At 60.5% G+C, this 19587-nt stretch carries 17 protein-coding genes, 1 tRNA gene and 1 pseudogene; 7 read left to right on the top strand and 12 right to left on the bottom strand.

Annotated features, from left to right (window positions below):
* Nucleotides 1–561, top strand: a 561-nt coding sequence (locus AC5ZGW_RS41815; protein WP_496114095.1) for an IS110 family RNA-guided transposase, incomplete at its 5' end; no start/stop codon positions are given.
* Between the two features lie 312 nt (nucleotides 562–873).
* Here AC5ZGW_RS41815 and AC5ZGW_RS41810 read toward each other — a convergent pair.
* From AC5ZGW_RS41810 to rpmH, 8 genes are all read right to left on the bottom strand, one after another.
* A complete protein-coding gene (locus AC5ZGW_RS41810; RefSeq protein ID WP_165435227.1) occupies nucleotides 874–1563 on the bottom strand; it encodes a pyrimidine 5'-nucleotidase in 690 nt (229 codons plus the stop codon).
* Nucleotides 1564–1726: 163 nt separating this feature from the next.
* The gene (locus AC5ZGW_RS41805; protein WP_130226084.1) at nucleotides 1727–2713 is read right to left on the bottom strand and encodes a DUF1036 domain-containing protein; all 987 of its coding nucleotides are present in this window, start codon (nucleotides 2711–2713) and stop codon (nucleotides 1727–1729) included.
* 158 nt (nucleotides 2714–2871) lie between these two features.
* Nucleotides 2872–3765 carry an acetylglutamate kinase gene (argB, locus tag AC5ZGW_RS41800; protein ID WP_028167331.1) on the bottom strand — a complete coding sequence of 298 codons (894 nt, stop codon included), beginning with the start codon at nucleotides 3763–3765 and terminating at the stop codon, nucleotides 2872–2874.
* Between the two features lie 216 nt (nucleotides 3766–3981).
* Nucleotides 3982–4353 carry a DUF423 domain-containing protein gene (locus tag AC5ZGW_RS41795; protein ID WP_130226085.1) on the bottom strand — a complete coding sequence of 124 codons (372 nt, stop codon included), beginning with the start codon at nucleotides 4351–4353 and terminating at the stop codon, nucleotides 3982–3984.
* A complete protein-coding gene (gene yihA, locus AC5ZGW_RS41790) occupies nucleotides 4350–5003 on the bottom strand; it encodes a ribosome biogenesis GTP-binding protein YihA/YsxC (protein ID WP_130226086.1) in 654 nt (217 codons plus the stop codon). The genes AC5ZGW_RS41795 and yihA overlap by 4 nt, the downstream gene beginning before the upstream one ends.
* 105 nt (nucleotides 5004–5108) lie before the next feature.
* Nucleotides 5109–6956 (bottom strand): membrane protein insertase YidC, encoded by a 1848-nt coding sequence (yidC, locus tag AC5ZGW_RS41785; protein ID WP_130226087.1) that lies wholly within the window; start codon nucleotides 6954–6956, stop codon nucleotides 5109–5111.
* A gap of 19 nt (nucleotides 6957–6975) precedes the next feature.
* Nucleotides 6976–7356, bottom strand: coding sequence for a ribonuclease P protein component (gene rnpA / locus AC5ZGW_RS41780; RefSeq protein ID WP_130226088.1), 381 nt, complete (start codon nucleotides 7354–7356; stop codon nucleotides 6976–6978).
* A 26-nt stretch (nucleotides 7357–7382) separates the two neighbouring features.
* Entirely contained in the window at nucleotides 7383–7517 is a 135-nt protein-coding gene (rpmH, locus tag AC5ZGW_RS41775; RefSeq protein WP_008542748.1) for a 50S ribosomal protein L34, read from the bottom strand.
* Nucleotides 7518–7889: 372 nt separating this feature from the next.
* Between rpmH and AC5ZGW_RS41770 the strand changes: the two genes are divergently transcribed.
* Nucleotides 7890–9368, top strand: a complete 1479-nt coding sequence (locus tag AC5ZGW_RS41770) for a sensor histidine kinase (RefSeq protein WP_130226089.1) — start codon at nucleotides 7890–7892, stop codon at nucleotides 9366–9368.
* Between the two features lie 193 nt (nucleotides 9369–9561).
* Nucleotides 9562–9638: transfer RNA gene (locus AC5ZGW_RS41765), tRNA-Arg, on the top strand.
* 389 nt (nucleotides 9639–10027) lie between these two features.
* On the opposite strand, the gene AC5ZGW_RS41760 is transcribed toward AC5ZGW_RS41765, so the two are convergent.
* Nucleotides 10028–10906 carry an ArdC family protein gene (locus tag AC5ZGW_RS41760; protein ID WP_130226090.1) on the bottom strand — a complete coding sequence of 293 codons (879 nt, stop codon included), beginning with the start codon at nucleotides 10904–10906 and terminating at the stop codon, nucleotides 10028–10030.
* A gap of 828 nt (nucleotides 10907–11734) precedes the next feature.
* Between AC5ZGW_RS41760 and AC5ZGW_RS41755 the strand changes: the two genes are divergently transcribed.
* Nucleotides 11735–14152, top strand: a complete 2418-nt coding sequence (locus tag AC5ZGW_RS41755) for an MrcB family domain-containing protein (RefSeq protein WP_130226091.1) — start codon at nucleotides 11735–11737, stop codon at nucleotides 14150–14152.
* A 3-nt stretch (nucleotides 14153–14155) separates the two neighbouring features.
* On the top strand, nucleotides 14156–15187 hold the full coding sequence (gene mcrC, locus AC5ZGW_RS41750; RefSeq protein WP_130226092.1) for a 5-methylcytosine-specific restriction endonuclease system specificity protein McrC: 1032 nt from the start codon (nucleotides 14156–14158) through the stop codon (nucleotides 15185–15187).
* 386 nt (nucleotides 15188–15573) lie between these two features.
* Here mcrC and AC5ZGW_RS41745 read toward each other — a convergent pair whose 3' ends face one another.
* A complete protein-coding gene (locus AC5ZGW_RS41745; protein WP_130226093.1) occupies nucleotides 15574–16446 on the bottom strand; it encodes an NmrA family NAD(P)-binding protein in 873 nt (290 codons plus the stop codon).
* 43 nt (nucleotides 16447–16489) lie between these two features.
* On the bottom strand, nucleotides 16490–16912 hold the full coding sequence (locus AC5ZGW_RS41740) for a DoxX family protein (protein ID WP_130226094.1): 423 nt from the start codon (nucleotides 16910–16912) through the stop codon (nucleotides 16490–16492).
* A 120-nt stretch (nucleotides 16913–17032) separates the two neighbouring features.
* Here AC5ZGW_RS41740 and AC5ZGW_RS41735 point away from each other — a divergent pair, with 120 nt between their 5' ends.
* On the top strand, nucleotides 17033–17938 hold the full coding sequence (locus tag AC5ZGW_RS41735) for a LysR family transcriptional regulator (protein WP_130226095.1): 906 nt from the start codon (nucleotides 17033–17035) through the stop codon (nucleotides 17936–17938).
* Between the two features lie 89 nt (nucleotides 17939–18027).
* Here AC5ZGW_RS41735 and AC5ZGW_RS41730 read toward each other — a convergent pair.
* Nucleotides 18028–18132 (bottom strand): annotated as a pseudogene (locus AC5ZGW_RS41730) (IS110 family transposase); the annotation flags it as partial.
* 519 nt (nucleotides 18133–18651) lie between these two features.
* Here AC5ZGW_RS41730 and AC5ZGW_RS41725 point away from each other — a divergent pair.
* Nucleotides 18652–18840, top strand: coding sequence for a hypothetical protein (locus AC5ZGW_RS41725; RefSeq protein WP_130226096.1), 189 nt, complete (start codon nucleotides 18652–18654; stop codon nucleotides 18838–18840).
* Nucleotides 18841–19587: the final 747 nt, after the last annotated feature.

The following is a 19587-nucleotide window of genomic DNA, read 5'->3' as shown; positions in this document are numbered from 1 at the left end:
CTGTTGGCGCGGATTGCGCAGGACGAGAATCTTCCGGAGCTGGCGCGTGAGCTGTTCGTGGTGCAGGGGCGTGAATACGCAAGGCTCGGGACCGAGCTGAAGGAGATCGAGGCCAAGCTGTTGGCCTGGCACCGCGCCAATGCCGTCAGCCGGCGCCTGGCGCAAATCCCTTCGATCGGCCCGATCATTGCGACCAGGATGGTGATGAAGACGCCCGATCCAGCCGCGTTCCGCTCCGGCCGGCACTTTGCCGCGCATATGGGCCTCACACCAAAGGACCATTCCACCGGCGGCAAGACCAGGCTCGGCAAGATCACGCGGGCCGGCGACGAGGACCTGCGCCGCCTGCTGGTGATCGGGGCGACCGCGGTGATCCAGCAGGCGCGGCGCGGCCGCGGCCATCCCTGGGGCTGGCTGGTCGCGCTGCTCAAGCGCAAGCCGCCCAAGCTGGCCGCCGTGGCACTCGCCAACAAGGTGGCCCGCATCGCCTGGAAGCTGATGGTGACCGGCGAGAGCTACGACGCGGCGCGGATGAATGCCATGCCGGCAACCGCCGCCTGACAAAGATTGGCCGACCGGCGGGCTCGCGCGCCGGCCGACCCGGAAGCTGCAAGAGCAGATGGAGCGATCGATCAATCAACGAGGCGAGACATTCCGTGGGACCCATTGGCCGCCAGCAGGTCGCCAGGTTGTTTGGAGCTCGCCTCGCGCATCCCATCTTGGCCAGCGATCATCCGATCGCATCAAACAGGCCGGACATATGGATGCAAGCGATCCGATCACCTCAAAAGCTCTTGTGCCACGGGGGCCGTCCACATATGGGTCCCCGCGCCCTGGGCGCAATTGCGCCCTAGGCGGGGACGACGGGGAGAGCTACGTGAGCCTCTGCAAGAACCCCGTCAGATCGTCCGTGACATGGTCGACATGAGCGGCGTCGCGGCCCTCGAGCTCCCAGTCCTCGCGCACGACTTCCTGCGTCCCGTCGGGCACCACCAGCACCGTGGTCATGCCGAGCTGATGCGGCACGACCAGGTTGCGCGCGAGGTCCTCGAACATCGCGGCGTTGGCGGGATCGACGTCGTGCAGCGCCAGGAAGCGCTGATAGGTCTGCGGCGCCGGTTTCGGCTCAAGCTCGGCGGCGATAATGTCGAACACCGCCTCGAAATGTGCGCCGATGCCGAGACGCGCGAGCACCGCGCCGACATGGTCGGTCGAGCCGTTGGTCAGGATCAGCTTGCGGCCGGGCAGCCTTGCAATCGCGGCGCCCATCGCCGGGTTCGGCTCCAGCGGCGAGTGATCGATCTGGTGGACATAGGCGAGGTAGTCGTCGGCGCGGACGCCGTGCTCGGTCATCATGCCGCGCATCGTGGTGCCGTAGCGGAGATAATAGTCCTTCTGGATGCGGCGGGCTTCTTCCGCCGTGACGCCCAGCCAGTTGCTGACGAACTCGCCGATCCGCGCATCGACCTGCTGCCACAGGTTGACGTGATGCGGATACAGCGTGTTGTCGAGGTCGAACACCCAGGTGTCGATATGGTCGAAGGCGCGGGACATTTTCACCACTCTCTCAACGCGTCGTCCCCGCCTAGGGCGCAATTGCGCCCGGGGCGCGCGGACCCATAACCACAGGGAAGTGTTGTGGCGCGAGCAAGCAGTTACAGCTTCGCATATCACTAAACCCTATGGTTATGGGCCCCGGCTTTCGCCGGGACGACGGCTGATGTTATCACGGCATCGCAAAGCGCAGCGTCTTGCCACCGCTGGTCATGTCGACCGGCGCAAAGCCGACTGCGGCCAGCCCGCGGGTGGCGCAATCGCCCTGCTCGGCGATCTCGAACTTGCTCTCGCGGGTGCAGAGCTGCGTCGCGCCGCCCCAGTTTAGCGGCCTGTCCTTCAAGCGGATGGTGCGGTTCTCGGCATCGACGGCTTCGGCGAAGGAGAAGATCTGCTTCGGCTGGCCGGTGACGTCGGGATGCAGGCACTTGCCGGGATCGATCCGATACCAGCCGCGGCTGGTGACGGCCTTGCCGTCGTCGGTCGCCACCGCCGCCATGACCTTGTGCGGCGTGTCGTTGCACCAGGTCAGTCCGGTCGCGGATGGCTTCTGCACGGCATCGATCATGGTGGTGAAGAAATTCGGCGATTGCACGACGTCGCTGGAGAGGCCGCGGCTCTTGAGGAATGCCGACAGCGCTCCTTGCGTCTTCGGCCCGTCGACGCCGTCGATCGGCGCGGCATCATAGCCGGCGATCACGAGCAAACGCTGGATGCCGGCAAGCCGCGCCTGCTCCTCGTCATATTCGGAGCCTTCGGCGAGATAGGCGACGAGGTTGCCGTCCTCGGACTGGGTCGGCGTTATCTGCGTGAATTGCGCCGGCGTCTGGCCGCTGCGGCACTGGCGGGCGGCGGCGATGGCAAAATTGTCCTGCGCGACGCAGAGCGTGTCGGTGCCGTTTTGCGGGATTGGCGAGGCGCCGTAGACGCCGAGCGCGCGCGCATTCAGAAGCACGCGGTCGGCGGTAAGCGCGCCCTGCACCACGACGCGGCAGGCGGCGGGATCGATGCGGAACCAGCCGCGCGTCGCGGTCGCCGATTTGTCGTCGATCCCGATCGCGGCCTCGACCACGTAGCTCATGCGGTTGCAGAGTTTCAGGTCGGCGCGCGCCGGCGCGGAGGAAAGCAAGAACGAAAGCGCCGCGGCCGGCACCGCCATCAGCACTTGAGCTAGAAGGGACCGGCGCGATCTCCTCACCCTCGCCTCGTCATGCCCGGGCTTGGCCCGGGCATCCACGCCTTTCGCACGCGGTTGCTGCTGAAAAGACGTGGATGGCCGGGACGAGCCCGGCCATGACGGTGAATAGTAGGACCTGGTCACTTATGGATCAGCGTGCCTGTCCCCTGATCGGTGAACAGCTCCAGCAGGACCGCATGCTGCGTCTTGCCGTCGATGATGACGACGCCCTGGACGCCCTGCTCCAGGGCGTAGATGCAGGTCTCGACCTTCGGGATCATGCCGCCGGAAATGGTGCCGTCCGCGATCAATTTGCGCGCATCCTTTACCGATAGTTCCGGGATCAGCTTCTTGGACTTGTCGAGCACGCCCGGCACGTCGGTGAGCAGCAGCAGGCGCTTAGCCTTCAAGGCGCCGGCCACAGCGCCGGCGAAGGTGTCGGCATTGATGTTCAGCGTCTGGCCGTCCTTTGATGTCGCCAGCGGCGCCAGCACCGGGATCAGCTCATAGCCGATGAGCTGGTTGAGCAGCGTCAGGTCGACCTTCTCCGGTTCGCCGACGAAGCCGAGATCGATCGCCTTCTCGATGTTGGAACCCGGATCGATCATGGTGCGCGTCGTCTTCGACGCCTTCACCATGTTGCCGTCCTTGCCGGAGAGGCCGACCGCCTTGCCGCCGGCCTCGTTAATATAGCCGACGAGCTGCTTGTTGACGGAGCCGGCCAGTACCATTTCGACGATCTCGATCGTCGCCGCATCGGTGATGCGCAGGCCCGCCGCGAACTCGGACTGGATGCCGAGGCGCTTGAGCATGGTCGCGATCTGCGGCCCGCCGCCATGCACGACCACCGGATTGATCGCGGTCTGCTCCAGGAGCACGATGTCGCGCGCAAACGCCTTGGCGGTATCCTCCGCGCCCATGGCATGGCCGCCATATTTGATGACGATAGTTTCCTCGTCATATTCTTGCATATGCGGCAGCGCCTCGGACAGGATGCGGGCCTGGTCGAGCGGGCTGATCTTCGTGTCGGTCATGGAGCGGGTCTCGCTATTCCCAGAAAGCGGCGTCGGGCGCGGTTCTATCTGATTGGCGCGCGAGGCGCAAAGCGCTGTTCACCCTCTCCCCTTGTGGGAGAGGGGGCTTCGATGCGGAAGCATCGAAGCCGGGTGAGGGGTCTGTCTCCGCGGATAGAGACCCCTCATCCGGCGTGGACTGCGTCCACGCCACCTTCTCCCACAAGGGGAGAAGGGTTAAGTCCGATGTGGCCATGCTGCCGCAAGCGCCAGCACCAGCCAGCTCACGATCAACAGCGTCCCGCCGGTCGGCGCGGCCATTGGAAACAGGCCGTGACCGGCATATTGGCGCAGGCAGAGATCGCCGGCGAACAATGACGCGGCGATGACGAAGCCGATCGCTGAAACAGTCCCGATCGCGCGGTTCAGCAAGCCGCGCCCGACGAGGGCGATTGCCCCGAGCACCGCACTGGCATGAAACAGCAGCATCGACGAGGCGGCTGCAAGCCGCGTCGCATCGGCGAGATGGGCGGATCCGGCCGCCAGCATCACGCCACAGGCGCCCATGATGCCGGCCAGGACCAGTAGGATTCGATGCAGGCTGTTCATCCGCGGCGCTCTTCGAGCAGGCGCACCATCGCGGCACGCAATTCCGGCATGCCGGTGCCGGTGCGCGAGGAGGTCGCCAAGACATCCGGAAAGGCGGCGGGGTGTTTCGCCAGCGCGGCCGCGGTCTCTTCGATGCGGGCGGCGAGTTCGGAGGCTTTCACCTGGTCCGCCTTGGTCAGCACCACCTGGTAGCTGACGGCCGATTTGTCGAGCGTCTTCAGGACATCGAGATCGACATCCTTGATGCCATGGCGGGCATCGATCAGAACATAGACCCGCGCCAGGGTGGCGCGGCCCTGCAGGAATTTATGGATCAGCGCGGTCCAGGACGCGACTTTTGCCTTGGGTGCGGAGGCATAGCCATAGCCGGGCATGTCGACCAAACGGAAGCCCGCTTTCTCAGGGCCTTCGAAGAAGATCAGTTCCTGGGTGCGTCCGGGTGTGTGCGAGGTGCGCGCGAGTGCGCTGCGGCCGGTGAGCGCGTTGATCAGGCTCGACTTGCCGACATTGGAGCGACCGGCAAAGGCAACCTCGAGCCCCGCCATAGGCGGCAGCGTCTCGATCGACGGCGCGGCCCAGATGAAGTGCCAGTCGCCGGCGAACAGTTTTCGCCCCGCTTCGATCAGCTCCGCATCGGTTTCGGCGGTCATGTGGGAAAGATCTCATTTCGTCATTGCGAGGAGCGAAGCGACGAAGCAATCCATAGCGCCACTTGCTGAGGCATGGATTGCTTCGCTGCGCTCGCAATGACGGCGCTACGTCGCCTTCTTCGCGAAGGTGGCCTTGAGATTGTCGAACAATTCCACCTTCACCCCGTTCCGGTGCATGATGTAGCTCTGCTGCGCCACCGAAAGCAGGTTGTTCCAGGCCCAGTAGATCACCAGGCCTGCCGGGAAGCCGGCCAGCATGAACGTGAAGATCAAGGGCATCCAGTCGAAGATCATCTTCTGCGTCGGATCCGGCGGCGTCGGATTGAGCTTCATCTGGAACCACATCGTGATGCCCATGATGATGGGCCAGATGCCGAGCCAGAGATAATGGCCGAACACCGGGATCGTGGTGGGGTCGAACGGGATCAGGCCGAACAGGGTGAACAGGTTGGTCGGATCCGGCGCCGACAGGTCCTTGATCCAGCCGAAGAACGGCGCGTGCCGCATCTCGATGGTGACGAACAGCACCTTGTAGAGCGAGAAGAACACCGGGATCTGCAGCGCGATGGGAAGACAGCCCGCGATCGGGTTGATCTTCTCCTTCTTGTAGATCTCCATCATCTCCTGCTGCTGCTTCACCCGGTCGTCCGGATAGCGCTCCTTCAGCGCGGCAAGCTGCGGCTGGATCGACTTCATCTTCGCCATCGAGGCGTAGGACTTGTTGGCGAGCGGGAAGAACAACAGCTTCACGATCACCGTCACCAGCAGGATCGAGACGCCGAAATTGCCGAACAGGCGATAGAACCAGTCGAGCGCCAGGAACATCGGCTTGGTGATGAAGTAGAACCAGCCCCAGTCGATCAGCAGATCGAAATGATTGAGACCGAGCTGCCGGTTGTAGCCGCCCGGCCCAAGCGGGAAGTTGATGCCGACGACCCCGGCTTCCTTGGCGCCGGCGAACAGCCGCGCATTGGCGGTGACCGTGGCGCCGGCCGCGACGGTCTGCGGCTCCAGCAGATAATCGGTCTGGTACCTTCTGTTGTTGTTGACCAGATCGGAGGAAAAGCTCGCCTGCAGCTTGGCGGAGGTGTCCGGCAGCAGTGCGGAAGCCCAGTATTTGTCGGTGATGCCGAGCCAGCCGTCGGTGGCGCTGAAGTTCACCCGCTTGGCGTCGTCGATCTTCTTGTAGCCGAATTCCTGCAGGCCATGATCGCCGAGATAGCCGATCAGGCCTTCATGAAGGATGTAATAGCCGGAAACCTGCGGCGTGCCGTGGCGCGAGATCAGCGCGTAGGGATAGAGCGTGATCGGGGCGCTGCCGGCATTGGTGACGTCATCCTTGATGGTGAAGAGATAGCGGTCATCGATCGCAATCGTGCGGCGGAAGGTCAGGCCTTCGCCATTATCGTATTTCAGCGTGACCGGATTAGTCGGCGTCAGCGCGCCGGAACCCTCCTGCTGCCACACCGTGGTCGCGTCGGGCATCCGCACCGTGGCGCCGGTCGCCGGCACCCAGCCGAATTCCGCGTAATAGGGCGCGGCGGTCTGCGACGGCGAGAACAGCACGATCGGTGGTGATTTCGGGTCGACGGTGTCGCGGAATTTCTCCAGCGACAAATCGTCGATACGCGCGCCCTTCAGCGAGATGCTGCCGGACAATGTGGGCGTGTCGATCTTGACGCGCGGGCTGGACTCGATCGCGGCTTCGCGGCTGACGACCGGCGCGCCGGAGGCCGGTTGCGCGCTCGAAGGCGAAGGCGCCGATCCCGGCTGCGGCGCGGTGCCCGGGGTTGTCTGCTGCGCCGGCGGCGTCTGCTGCTTCTGCAGTTCAGTCTGCGCCTGCTGCTGCGCGCGCTGCTTCTCCATCTGTGGCACGTTGTAGAAATATTGCCAGGCGATCAGCACCAGGCCGGACAGAATGACGGCGATGATGGTGTTGCGGTTGTCGGTCATCTCTTCAAGGTCTCGTCATTCAATTCCGGTTGCCGCCGCTCTTTATATTATTCTGGCTGCGGCCGCTTTTGGCCGGTTGCCGGTCGAGGCGGCGGAGCGCTGTGCGGAGGTCGTCGAGCATGGCCGCGAAGTCGCGGGTTAGTGCATCCCGGCGGCCGACTAACACATAATCATGATGTGGCCGCATCGGTATGACGTCGAGCCGCTGTATCAGCGCGCGAAGCCTGCGCCGGATGCGGTTGCGCTCGGTAGCGGTGCCGTTCTTTTTGGTGACGGTGAAGCCGACGCGGATCGGGCCGTCATCATCACGGGCGCGGCCTTGCAGCACAAAGGCCGGGCTGCTCGCCCGCGCGCCATTGGCAACGGCGACGAAGTCCGCCCGCTGCCTTAGCCGATCCATTTAGAATCTCCGGAAGACGCCCGGGCTCAGGCGCTCAGACGCTTGCGGCCACGCGCGCGGCGCGCAGCGAGGACCTTGCGGCCACCGGCCGTGGCGAGACGGGCGCGGAAGCCGTGGCGGCGCTTGCGCACCAGTTTGCTGGGTTGATAAGTCCGCTTCACGGGTCGTTCTCCGCTGAACAGGCAATCTGCCGATGAATTGAGATAGGTCCGATGATGCTGGCTGGCCCAGAATGGGCCATTCGCGGCCCCAAATGAGCCGCCCCCGGCAAAACCGGGCCATCGCGGACAATTTGCCCGGCTTATACGGGAGCGCCTCCTTTTCGTCAATGTCGGCCAGCGCGGCAAAAGCGGTTCTTCGAAAGGTCGTAATTCGCGGAAATAGTCCTGATTCTGTGGGGTTGTTGTCTATGTGGCCCGGCGTTAGCCGGCTGCATCCGGGGCACATGGAACCGGCTTACATTAGCGATCCGTAATTTGACCGGCGATGGTGCACGGCAGCATGCTGAACATGCGCCAAAGAAGGCCTATATCGTGTCAGTGACCGACGATCAGCCGACGACGGAGAAGTCTCGGGCGCAGCCGGTGTACCGGCTTGGCCTGTCCGGAAAGCTTCTGCTGCTCACGATCCCCCTGGTGATGATCGCCGGGATGCTGATCTATGTGCCCGCGATCGCCAACTTCCGGATGAACCGGCTGAACGACCGGCTGGCCGCGGCCAACACCGCGGCGCTGGTGCTCGATGCCGCGCCGTCCGGCTATGTCCCGGAATCGTTGGCGCGCCAGATCCTGACCAGCATCGGCGCCCGTGCGGTGGCGATCAAGATGGGCCAGCAGCGGCGGCTGCTCGCCAGCGCCGACCTGCCGGCTGCGATCGACCATGACGTCGACATGCGCGAGATGTCGGTGTGGTCGGCGATCGTCGATGCGTTCCAGATCATGCTGGAGCATGGCGACCAGACCATCCGCGTGGTCGGACCGGCGCCGGGCCAGGCGCAGTTCATCGAGGTCGTGATCGACGAGAAGCCGTTGCGGCAGGCGATGTACCGCTTCTCCCGCAACGTCTTGATCGTCGCGCTGCTGATCGGTGGGCTCACCGCGGGCCTGGTCTATCTCGCCCTGCATTATTTGTTCGTGCGCCCGATGCGGCGGCTGACCGCGAGCCTGATCGGTTTCCACGAAAACCCCGAAAGTTCGGCGCGGATCATCGTGCCGAGCCAACGCGGCGACGAGATCGGCGTCGCCGAGCGCGAGCTTTCCGACATGCAGCGCGACCTGGTTTCGATGCTGCATCAGAAGAGCCGGCTGGCGGCGCTGGGGCTCGCCGTCTCCAAGATCAATCACGATCTGCGCAACCTGCTTGCCTCCTCGCAGCTTCTGTCCGATCAGCTCGCAAGCGTCCCTGATCCCAGGGTGCAGCGCTTCGCGCCGAAACTGTTGCGCTCACTCGAACGCGCCATCGCCTTCTGCCAGTCGACATTGTCCTACGGCCGCGCCCAGGAGGCCGCTCCCGACCGCCGCATGATCCTGGTCGAGCCCGTCGTCGTCGAGGTGCGCGAATCGGCAGGGCTTGCCTCGGACGCCTCGATCACCTGGATCAGCGCCATCGAGCGCGGGCTCGCGATCGACGCCGATCCGGACCAGCTGTTCCGCGTGCTGCTCAACCTCGTGCGCAACGCGGCGCAGGCGCTGGAGAGCCGTCCGGCAACCGACGGCGGCGCCCAGCAGATCCGCATCACCGGCCGCCGCGAGGGGACGGTCGCGATCATCGAGGTCTCCGACACCGGGCCCGGCGTTCCCCAGAAGACCCGCGATCACCTGTTCGAGGCGTTCCAGACGTCCGGCCGCCCCGGCGGCAGCGGGCTCGGCCTCGCGATCGCCGCCGAACTGATCCGTGCCCATGACGGCGAGATCAACCTCGTCGAGGGTACCATCGGCGCCACCTTCCGCATCGCCATCCCCGACCGCCCGGTGGAACTCCAGATCGTCCGCACCGAGCGCGCACGGGCCTGAGGCGTATGCCGGAATAGCTGTAAACTCCGGACTTTCACTGCCTTGGGCGCACTTTCCGCTCAAATCAACCCGGAGACCCCCCATCCCAGACCCTTGCCAACCGGACCGGGACCCTGTAGCTAGAGCGCTCTTTCGCTGATGCCTCCGAGCCTCCTCGGATGCACCCGGGCTTTTCTGCCCCTCACGCGAAAACGCGCCCGTAGCTCAGCTGGATAGAGCATCAGACTACGAATCTGAGGGTCGGACGTTCGAATCGTTCCGGGCGCGCCAGCAACCATTTGAACACAATGGCTTTTCCAACCCTCGAAAGCCTGATGCCTCCATACGCAACCGCGGTGGAAGCAATATGGAAGCATGGCGGCGTCTTTCTTGCGTGGTGCATCCGCCTTCAGGCTCGTCTGGGCAGTAGAGCATTCGCCGCTTACCGCCACCGAAATCGCGGCGTGACGATACGCTGAGTAGCTCGTTGGAAACGGCCCGATCGCGGGTCCTTTAGACGCGAATCCGCGCCGCCGCTGGCACCAGTACCAACCCGCGCCGCGCCATCCGAAGCTTTCCAGCGATCGATCCGCGTAGAAAATCTCAATGCGGGCGCCGGTCACCGGGTTTGTGTCGAAGAACGCCTCATGGGCGCTTTCGGGCCGAGACATGGCAGCGCCTCACGCAGCGAGGTCCGCCGGCTCGGCCAACGCCATGCCACGCAGGTAGTCCGTAGCCCGTGACGCCTGGCTGCAGGCGGTGAAGAAGGCCCGTTTGTCGGCCTTCAGGAAGTCGATCCAGGTCGCGATGTAGCCGGCGTGCCGGAGATCACCATCAAAGCCAAATTCTGCACACAGGAACGCGGCGCCAAGCTCCGCAATCAGTTCTTCCGCCGCGTAATTGCGCGAGCCGAAGCGGTTCTTCAAATCGCGGTCAAGACGGCTCTTGTGTGCCGTCCAGTGCGAAAGTTCGTGGAACACCGTGCCGTAGAAATGATCGGCTCCGTTGAAGGCCTCGAATGCCGGCATGGAGATAAAATCTCGGCTTGGCACGTAGTACGCTTCACCGTGGCCCTCGCGGATGTCAGCCCGAGTTGAATGCAAGAATTCGTCGGCTGTGTCATCGCGGTGGTCGGGATTGCGAACGCGCGACGGCTTGCCTGCCCTGACGCTGTCGGGAAGGCCGTCGCATTGATCGATGTTGAAAACAGCGTATTCCCGCATCATGGGGACGAGCCGCGTTGCACTGTCGTCTTCAGCGTCTTCCTGGATCTGTAGCTGCTTCACGAAATACACTTTGGTGCCGCGCTCGCCCTTGCGCACGTGGCCGCCCAGCTCAAGCGCCTGTTTGAATGTTAGAAAGCGTGGGGTGCGATATCCCGCCGCTTGCGCCATCCACAACAGAACGACGTTGCAGCCGGAATAGGGGCGATTGGTCACTGCGTTGCATGGAGTGTTCGCGCCGGGCGTTGCGGACCATGGCTTAATCCACGGCGCCGCGCCGGCTTCTAGCTCTGCAATGATCCGCGCCGACACTTCCGCATAAAGATCACGTTTCACTCTTGGACTCGCTGGCTATGGCTGATGCGACGGGAGTGGTCGCGTGCCGTAGCCGCGTCGGGTCGGATGACGGGACTTGCGAAAATTACCCCCCGGGGGGCATGGACAGGCCGGGGCACCTCGCGCGCGACGAGACGTGTGCCGGAAATATGTGGCCTATAAAAAGGTCTCGTTAACGAAGGTTAACGGCGGAGAGGTCGGCCATACACGAGGTGAGTTGATGCACCGTCCTCAGCGATTTAGCTCGTGTTACTTTCACTGAACCGTACCGACAGTTCGAATCGCCCTCCCACCGCCACTTCGCCCCGTGATTTCGTACCTAGAAACGGAGACAGGCCCAAAAAGTCGGCCGTTTTCGTGCATTTCTTTGCGTTGGAGAATGCCGGTCATCCCAAAAATGGGCCGTCTATGCGGCTGGAGAACGCGATTTTCTCCGAATCCTAGAACGCCGCAAATTCGTACGGTACGGCATTTCGCGGGAAACATAGCCTTTTTTGGGGACTCAGTTTGAATCTCCGTCGCTCAACCGACGGAAATACGGACTGATACCTGCTCAACCGGAAAACTTCGGTAGGCTCAAGCCGTATTCGCTGTCGGAGAATATCCCGCCTCGGACCCCCTCCGCACTTGCAATTCGGTCTGCGGGATTTCTTTCTCGGCAGCGGCCATGAACTGAAACCCTGTTGATATTAAGAACGGAAGCGAGCGGCCGCATTTCGCTCGTGTATAGCAGCGATGCTCAACACGCCGCGCTGGCGGTGTTTCAGCAAAGCGTTCTCGATTAGATTAAAAGCCTGATTCGCCAAGCACAGAAAATCAGGGGGAGCAGTGAGCCGCTTTTATCCAACAGGTGCTCCGAAATCGCTGAGTGCCGCGAAGAACTGGCGTGATGTCGCTTTAAGACGGGGCAATTCGATTTTCACTGCTGACCAGGTTTGGTCAACTGCGAACCTCCAGGTTTTTGATCAGGTCTTTACTCAAAATCCTGATGAAACTGATCGGCCCTTCTCTGCAAAACTTCAGGATCAGCTCAGCAGATGCACCGGTCTGGTCAAGCAATTGGCAGCAGAAGTACTATGGCTTTTGTTGTTGTGTCCCAGCAACATCTCTTCGGAGCGCAAGCGCGAGAATATCAGAAGCATCTGGGAGTGGTCACAGTCGCCATACCCGGCCACCAGTGAATGGCTGGCCGATGATGTTCTATCCGGCATTGGGAGCGCGGGCCCTGGGTACAGCAATCACCGACCAAGAGAGCTAACTTTCTGCCTGAATTTTCTTCTTTCGTTTCGACAGCTGAGCGATGATCGTCAAGCTCTGCTGCTGGACAGTCCGTGGGAATTCGCAGAGTGGCTACAATCCGTGCCGGATGCGAAAGCGCGGCAATTCCGACACATGATTCTTCATCTCCTGTTTCCCGACGAATTCGAGAGGGTATTTTCTGCTGGCGATCGCAGAGCGATTGCTGAGCGTTTCGCCGACATTTCAGCCTCCGAGGCTAACAAGCTGCCGGCAGTAGAGCTTGATAGGCTGCTGCGCCAAACAAGAGCTAGGCTCGAGCAAGAATATGGCACGGAGGAATTGGACTATTATAGAAGCCCACTTCGGGAGCTCTGGCAGCAGGATTGGCAAGCCGACAGTTCGGCGATAGCCATACATCATGTGCGGGAAGCGATCCACGAGCTCCAAACAGGTGGAGTGCCGTCTGATGCGAGGTCGTCCAAATATGACCTCGTGGAAGATGGAAAGCGATATCCACCCAAGCTTATTTTTTCGCTGGCTTACAAACATGCGACGGGAAAAGAGCTACCCCGGAACGAGTTTCCTGGAGGAGACGATACAGCTTCATTCAGAATCCTCAGGAAACTCGGCTTCTCGATCGTTCCGAAGGACTTGATCGGCGATCTCGTCTCCAAGTTCTTGGCTCAGGCGGATGCCGGCCAAGATTTGCGAACAAGTGAGTATCCGAAAGAATATCGCAGCCTTCAGGTCAAGGTTAGCTTTGGCCAAGGAGTTTTCTCTCGAGTACCTTGGGTTGCCTTCTTGGCTCCTGGCCAGAAAGTAAGCGAAGGTATTTATCCGGTCCTACTTTACTACCGAGAAGCAAAGGTCCTGATCCTTGCTCTGGGCGTCAGCGAAACCAATCCACCAGAAAAGAGCTGGGACCACACTTCTGAATTGAGCGCTGTGGCGGTTCTCCTGCGCGAGAAGTATGGAAGGGAGGCAGAACGCTACGGTGACTCCTTCGTAGATGCTGCCTTCGTCATACCCGACGGTCTGGAACTGAACAAACTGACTGAGCGCCTGGATGCTGTTATCGATCGATACGCGCGAACGCTCAATTCTACAGTCGAGGCGGTTAATGGGCGGCCTATCAACGAGGTATCGTTAGCGGAGCTGTTGAAGGACATCTTCGTTGAGCGGGAGTTCTTTGAACGAGTACTCCATCGGTTGGAGTTGAAAAAGAACATTGTTTTGCAAGGGCCGCCAGGGGTAGGCCAAACATTCTTGGCCAGCCGATTGGCGCAAGCCGCTACTCAATCGTTAAAATCAGATCGCGTCGGCATGGTTCAGTTTCACGCGTCGTATGCTTATGAAGATTTTGTCCAAGGCTATCGGCCCGATGGCGAGAGTGGATTTGAACGGCGGGACGGCGTCTTCATGCGGTTCTGTCGACGAGCGCTCGCGGATCCGGCGCGGCCATACGTCTTTGTGATCGATGAGATCAATCGGGCCAATCTAAGCAAGGTCTTCGGTGAGCTCTTGATGCTTATTGAAAGCGATAAGCGAACAGAGCTCTATGCGGTTGAATTGGCGTACTCGACGGACGATGATGCACGCTTCCATGTGCCGGGAAACGTTCATATCATCGGCCTCATGAACACCGCGGACCGATCTTTGGCGCTGGTCGACTATGCTCTGCGCCGCCGGTTTGACTTCTTCACAATCATGCCTGGTTTTGAGACTGAGCAGTTCAGATCCCACATGTTGTCTAGGGGCATGCCGGACGATCTCTTCTCGCATCTCAAGCAGAGCTTCAGTGAATTGAACAAAGTGATCGCCGAAGATCGGGACCTGGGACCGGGTTTTGTCGTCGGGCATAGCTTCTTCTGTGATCTCCCCATGACCGGAGATGTCGAAGATGCTTACAACGAAGTAGTTGATCTCGAAATCATTCCTCTGCTCCGAGAGTACTGGTATGAGGGTGCGCGTGCCGAAGAGTGGCGCAAGAAGTTGCTCAAGGCTTAGGCTATGAGCTCCTCGATTCCGATCGCAAATCTGTACTATTTGCTCTGCTATGCGTGGGACAGACTAGATCAGGGGAACTTGATTAACGTCAGTTCCTTGCCGTCGACGGAGCTGGCAGACTTGTTTGCTCTTGTGCTTTGTGATGGCATTCATCATCTGGCTCGTCGCGGCTTGGAGCAGAGCTACGATGTTCGCGACGAAGAGCTTGGCGGAATTCGCGGCCGTATCGACATATCGCAGAGCCTGCGCCGCTCGTTGTTCTTCCAAGGACGTGCTCATTGCCGTTTCGATGAGCTGACGGTCGACACACCAGCGAATCGGATCCTGAAATCAACCCTGGTCGCGTTGCTCGAGCTAAAGGAGTTGGATCCGAAGCTTCGGCATAGGGTCTATCGCACGTCCCAACTATTACATGGCATACGCCCTCTCCGACTCTCTCCAAGAGATTTCGAAAGCGTGCGCGTGACCTCTAACAATCTCTTCTATCGATTTTTACTGAATGTCTGCAAGCTTGTGTTTGAATCTTTGTTGGTGGATGAACGCACTGGGGATACGAAGTTTCGAGACTTCACGCGAGATGAAGCGAAGATGGCGCTGCTTTTTCAGTCGTTTCTGTTTAACTTCATCGCGCGCGAATGTTCTGAGTGGAAGGTTAAGGCCGAAAACATCGCCTGGCAGGCAACAAGCGTGACAGATCCGGAGTTGCGGTTGCTGCCGAGAATGCAGACCGACATTTCAGCGTTCCGTCCTGGCGAATATCGCATCATTGATGCCAAATTCTATCAGCGGAGCGTAGGGTCCTATTTTGGCAGCGAAAAGTTTCACAGCGACAATCTGTACCAGATATGCAGCTATCTTTTGAATGCGCGTCCGGTAGGGCATGTCCAAGCAAGCGGAGTGCTTATCTATCCTCGTGTGGATCGCCAGATTCGACAGCGCTATGAGATCGCGGGTAGGAGGGTCTCCATCTACACGGTCGATCTCAACGCACCCTGGCAGGCGATCGACGAGGAGCTTCGCGAACTGATGCTTTAGGAACGTGCGTTTGCGCTGGCCATCGAGTGGGTCTTCGCCGGATGGGCGGCAGCTTCGTCAGCCAATGGCTGAGTTCTTCCATAACATCTCATATCCGCAAGACGTCGGATGTTCGTAAGGAAGCGGACGTGTCGTTGATCGGATTCGCGGTCCGTTAGTGACCCCAAGCGGACCCCGACGGCCCAAGATTTTCGCAGCGCAAACTGGCTATTGACCCCCGCCTCCGCGCGAGGGATGCCAGCAGCGTCTTCGCCTATGTACTCTCCGGGACAACGATGGAATGGCCTTTCGCCAGGACGTCACGGACGGATCAGCCTCCGGCTCCGCCCGTCGCACCCAAAACCTTCATGTTCGATCTCGATCTTCATTGGTGTGGACATCGCGGTTCACGCCGTCACGGCTTTCTGGGCCGCCGCGAAGACGTCACGTGCGGACGTCGTACCCGCTACGTGCTCCGTACCCTCGACTCCGAGGTCCATCCAACCCGCGTTCACCGCCTCAAACATTTCTTCGGCAGGTCCGGTGCGGCCCTTCGGGATGCCGAATTGTTCGAACGCCTCCGCCCATGCTGCACGCGGGATTGCAAAGGCTTTCACGTCGAGATTCAGGACTTCACCCAACTGAGCCGCGACCTCATCCGCGCTGACCATCGAACCAAGTTCGACAACGCGCTCCGCTGACCACGCTGGCCCGGTCAAAAGGGCTGCGACCTCCGCACCGATGTCATTCGTTGCGGCCATGGTCGATTTTCGGTTTGTCGGGTTGTAGTAGACGGGCAGCGTGCCACCCTGGGCGACTTGCAGGCCGTAAAGGAAGTTTTCAAAGAACCCGCCGGCACGCACAAAGGCGATTGGCGATGCCAAGTCACGAAAGCCTTGCTCCAGCAGCGACAGCGCCGTGATCATCCCCAGCCCGCTGGCTCTGTTCGCGCCCATCGACGAAAGTGCTACCACCCGCGGCGGTGCCGCCTTGGTGAGCGCCTCGACATAGTTCGCAATCACGCCCTTTGCTTCCTTGTAATCGGGCGACGGGGCCCACACAGCCGGCAACATGACAAACGCGCCTTCGACGCCTTTGAGTGCCCACTCGATAGCTGCCGAGTCATTCCAATCGCCGTCTATCAGTTCGACGCCCTGGTTCGCCCAGCTTGACGCCTTCTCGCGATTGCGGACGAGCGCGCGTACCTCCTTGCCGCGCGCCAACAGATGTTTTGCCGTTGCGCCGCCAACTTTTCCCGTGATTCCCACTACTAAAAACATGCGTTTTCTCCGATTTTGAGGGACAGAGCACTGCCCCTGTTGTTCAATGGATGAGCGGCAGTAGGGCCGGGATCCGGGAATCGCGCAGATAGAGGCCGCCCCATGTCATCGCACCCAGAAGCAGGGAAATGAGTTCCGGTGGCGATCCCAGCTCACCGATGCGGACATGGGCGCAGATGGCGCCGCCCAGAAAGCCCGTCACCAGGATCGCGCCGAGGACGGCGGTGGCTGGGATGGCGTAAAGGATGGCGCAGGCGAGCATGATCGGACCCACGACACGGGTCAGGTCCATCGCGAACCCGGTTTCCTGCAGCATGCTCGCGATCTGTGCCGGCGCGAAAAGCTGAATAGTGCCATCTGCCAGCAGAGCGACAACGACAAACGCGCTCATTATTCGGCCGGCCCATAGGATGCGATGCAAGGTCATCGCTTCAGGCGCCGGATGCAGATTCATGGTTTGGGACATTCGTCATTCTCCGATGGAGGCATCTCCATCGTCGGAATTTATTGTTTCCAATCGGCACGATAAATATTGGCAGAATGAACGCACTGTCCTCCTTAGAGAGAACAATTCCGAGGCACGAAAATGCAGAATCTTGAACCCCTGCTCATATTCGCAACGGTCGCGGAAATGGGGAGCTTTACCCGTGCGGCCGATAGTCTGGGCATACAGAAGGCTAGGGCCTCAACGGCGGTCCGGAAGCTGGAAGAAGATGTCGGTGCCAGGCTCCTGCACCGGACGACGCGAAGCGTGCAGCTGACGGAAGACGGACGGGTATTTCATGCCCGTGCCCGCGATCTGCTTGCTGAAGTCGATGACCTACACTCGATGTTTGCAGACGATCGCGTGGCGCTTCGCGGGCGTTTGCGGGTCGATCTTCCGACCGAGGTGGCGCGCACGACGATCGTGCCGGCCCTGCCGGACTTCATGGCGGCTCACCCCAAGTTGGAGCTGGAGGTGTCGAGTACGGATCGGCAAGTCGATTTGGTTCAAGAGGGGTTCGACTGTGTATTGCGGCTTGGACCCATAGGGGACGAGACGCTGATTTCCCGTCCACTGGGCCTGTTGCGCATGGTCAACGTTGCCAGTCCCGCCTATCTGGCGCGCTATGGCGTCCCTCGATCGCTGGAAGATCTTCAGCGTCAGGAGCATCGGACCATTCATTTTTCGACGATACTGGGCGCAAGGCCCTATGGATGGGAATATCCGGACGGCGACAGCTACGCGACGCTTCAGTTGCCAGGTGCGCTACACGTCAACAGCGCGCAGACCTACGACGCCGCTGCCCTCGCCGGCCTTGGCCTGATCCAAGCGCCACTCTTGGGGATTGGCCAATACTTAGAGAGTGGAGCGCTTGTGGAGATTATGCCCGAATTTCGTCGCCGGGCGATCGCCGCGTCCCTCGTCGTAGCACATCGGAGCAATCTGTCACGCCGAGTCCGCGCGTTCATGAAATGGATCGAAGATGTGCTGACGCCGTATCTGGAATAGCGATACGAACATCTTCGTCCAGCCCCGAAATCAACATTCTGAGTTATGGCACCAGGGCGGTCTCACGCCCGTTGTCCGCCCAAATGCCCGTAAGCCGGCGGCATCAGCCGCACGGTGTGGCCGAGTGCCTGCAACTCGCGCGACCAATGATGCGCCGAGGCGCCGGCATCTATTCCGACCAGACATGGCGGCAAGCCACTGTTACCGCCCATAAACAGTGCTGGCGCTCAAAGCCGTCGGGCCTAGCTTCGGTAAAAAACCTGAACCCGCCTACGCCAAATATCACGCGGTTTGGAGGTGGATGAATATGTCGGTTGTTGGCCCTGAAGCGAAGTCCGCGCGAGTTCTGAAATGGTCTGCTTATCTGGGCAAAACGGAAGCGACTGGCTGCCTTCCTAAACGGCGCTTTTGACCCCTTAGCGGACATGCTGTTTGTAAGCTTCGATGTCGGCTTTGCGCTGTTAAGCGGACATGGACCGCGCGGCTCGACTGAGGTCAGCTTTGCGCCAGGAGGCGCACTAGCGCTCTCCAGAGACGGTTTAGCACCCCAAAACGACCGGTGCCCGCTGATTTCCTGGATCCCGATGGCAATTCACTTCCTGAAGGCAGCTTCAACGGAATTGGAACAATGTCCAGGCGATCTGATTGGAAATTGTTAGAGCCGGGCTAGACCTATTCCTGGTGAGGCGTCTTTATCAGGGAAGGAGCATCAAATGGAAGACGAACGAAAATCATCAAAAGCGGGGGATCGGGCCGCTGAAGACTTGCGCGAGGCGACTGCTAAGGAAGAAGCGAAAAACGAGAGCAAGACGGGGCACGATCTAGCTAAGGGCGCTGATCGCTTCGAAGAACGCTCTAAAAGCTCCGATGGAAAAAGCGCAGAAGAAAAGCAAAAAGGGTGAATGTATACAGCAGACCGGGCGGAGCGTTTCCTCGCAAAAGGCCTCCCCAGTGACGCCGGAGACCTTCACTACGAGGGCCTCGCAAGCCGTTCGGCCCTCGCTTAGAAAGCGTCGGCGGCTCGCTTGCGCTCTGCCAATGTTTTCTCCGCTTCGGCCCGCAGCTTTTCTTGCCTCGCCTCCCTCGAACACCTTAGTGGCGGCGCTTGTCTGGCATTCGTCCAAGGCTGATCTGAGCTGGCGCCAGCCAAAGTCCGCTTGTGACCGATTCTGTTGAAAAAGTCTTCGCCGCTGTCGGGGCCAAATTTTTAAGGGCCGCTGATGCGTTTGACGCCTTCAGACACGGTGGACCGCATCGACCTGAACAGAACCTTTCGACGACGTTCTTCTTCGCATGAAGAACCTGTCCTCAGAAAGAAATCTGCCGCCGGCAAGTTTTTGCGAGAATTTTGCCTTGGCAGCATTTTCGACTTTTTCATAATCGACCCTAATGCGACACAGCCAAAACCCTGACCAGAAGTTAATTGTTCGTAAAGGCTAGTCATCCGCCACGTGCGCAAGCACGGCGTCGAGCGGCGGCCGTAGCATTCGCCAACAAGAAGAGTCGTGTTGCCTTTGTGAAATTGATGACCGCCGCGCTACGCACTTTTCGCTGCACGGACCGTGGGTTCCCCTCCCAAACAACCGACGGTCAGTCCGAGTGATGCCTAGAAGACGCCTGGAAAAAGTCGTGAACAAGGTAGCAGATAA

The sequence above is a fragment of the Bradyrhizobium sp. Crot121 genome, from assembly GCF_059512385.1.
This window is presented reverse-complemented; position numbering and strand designations above follow the sequence as displayed.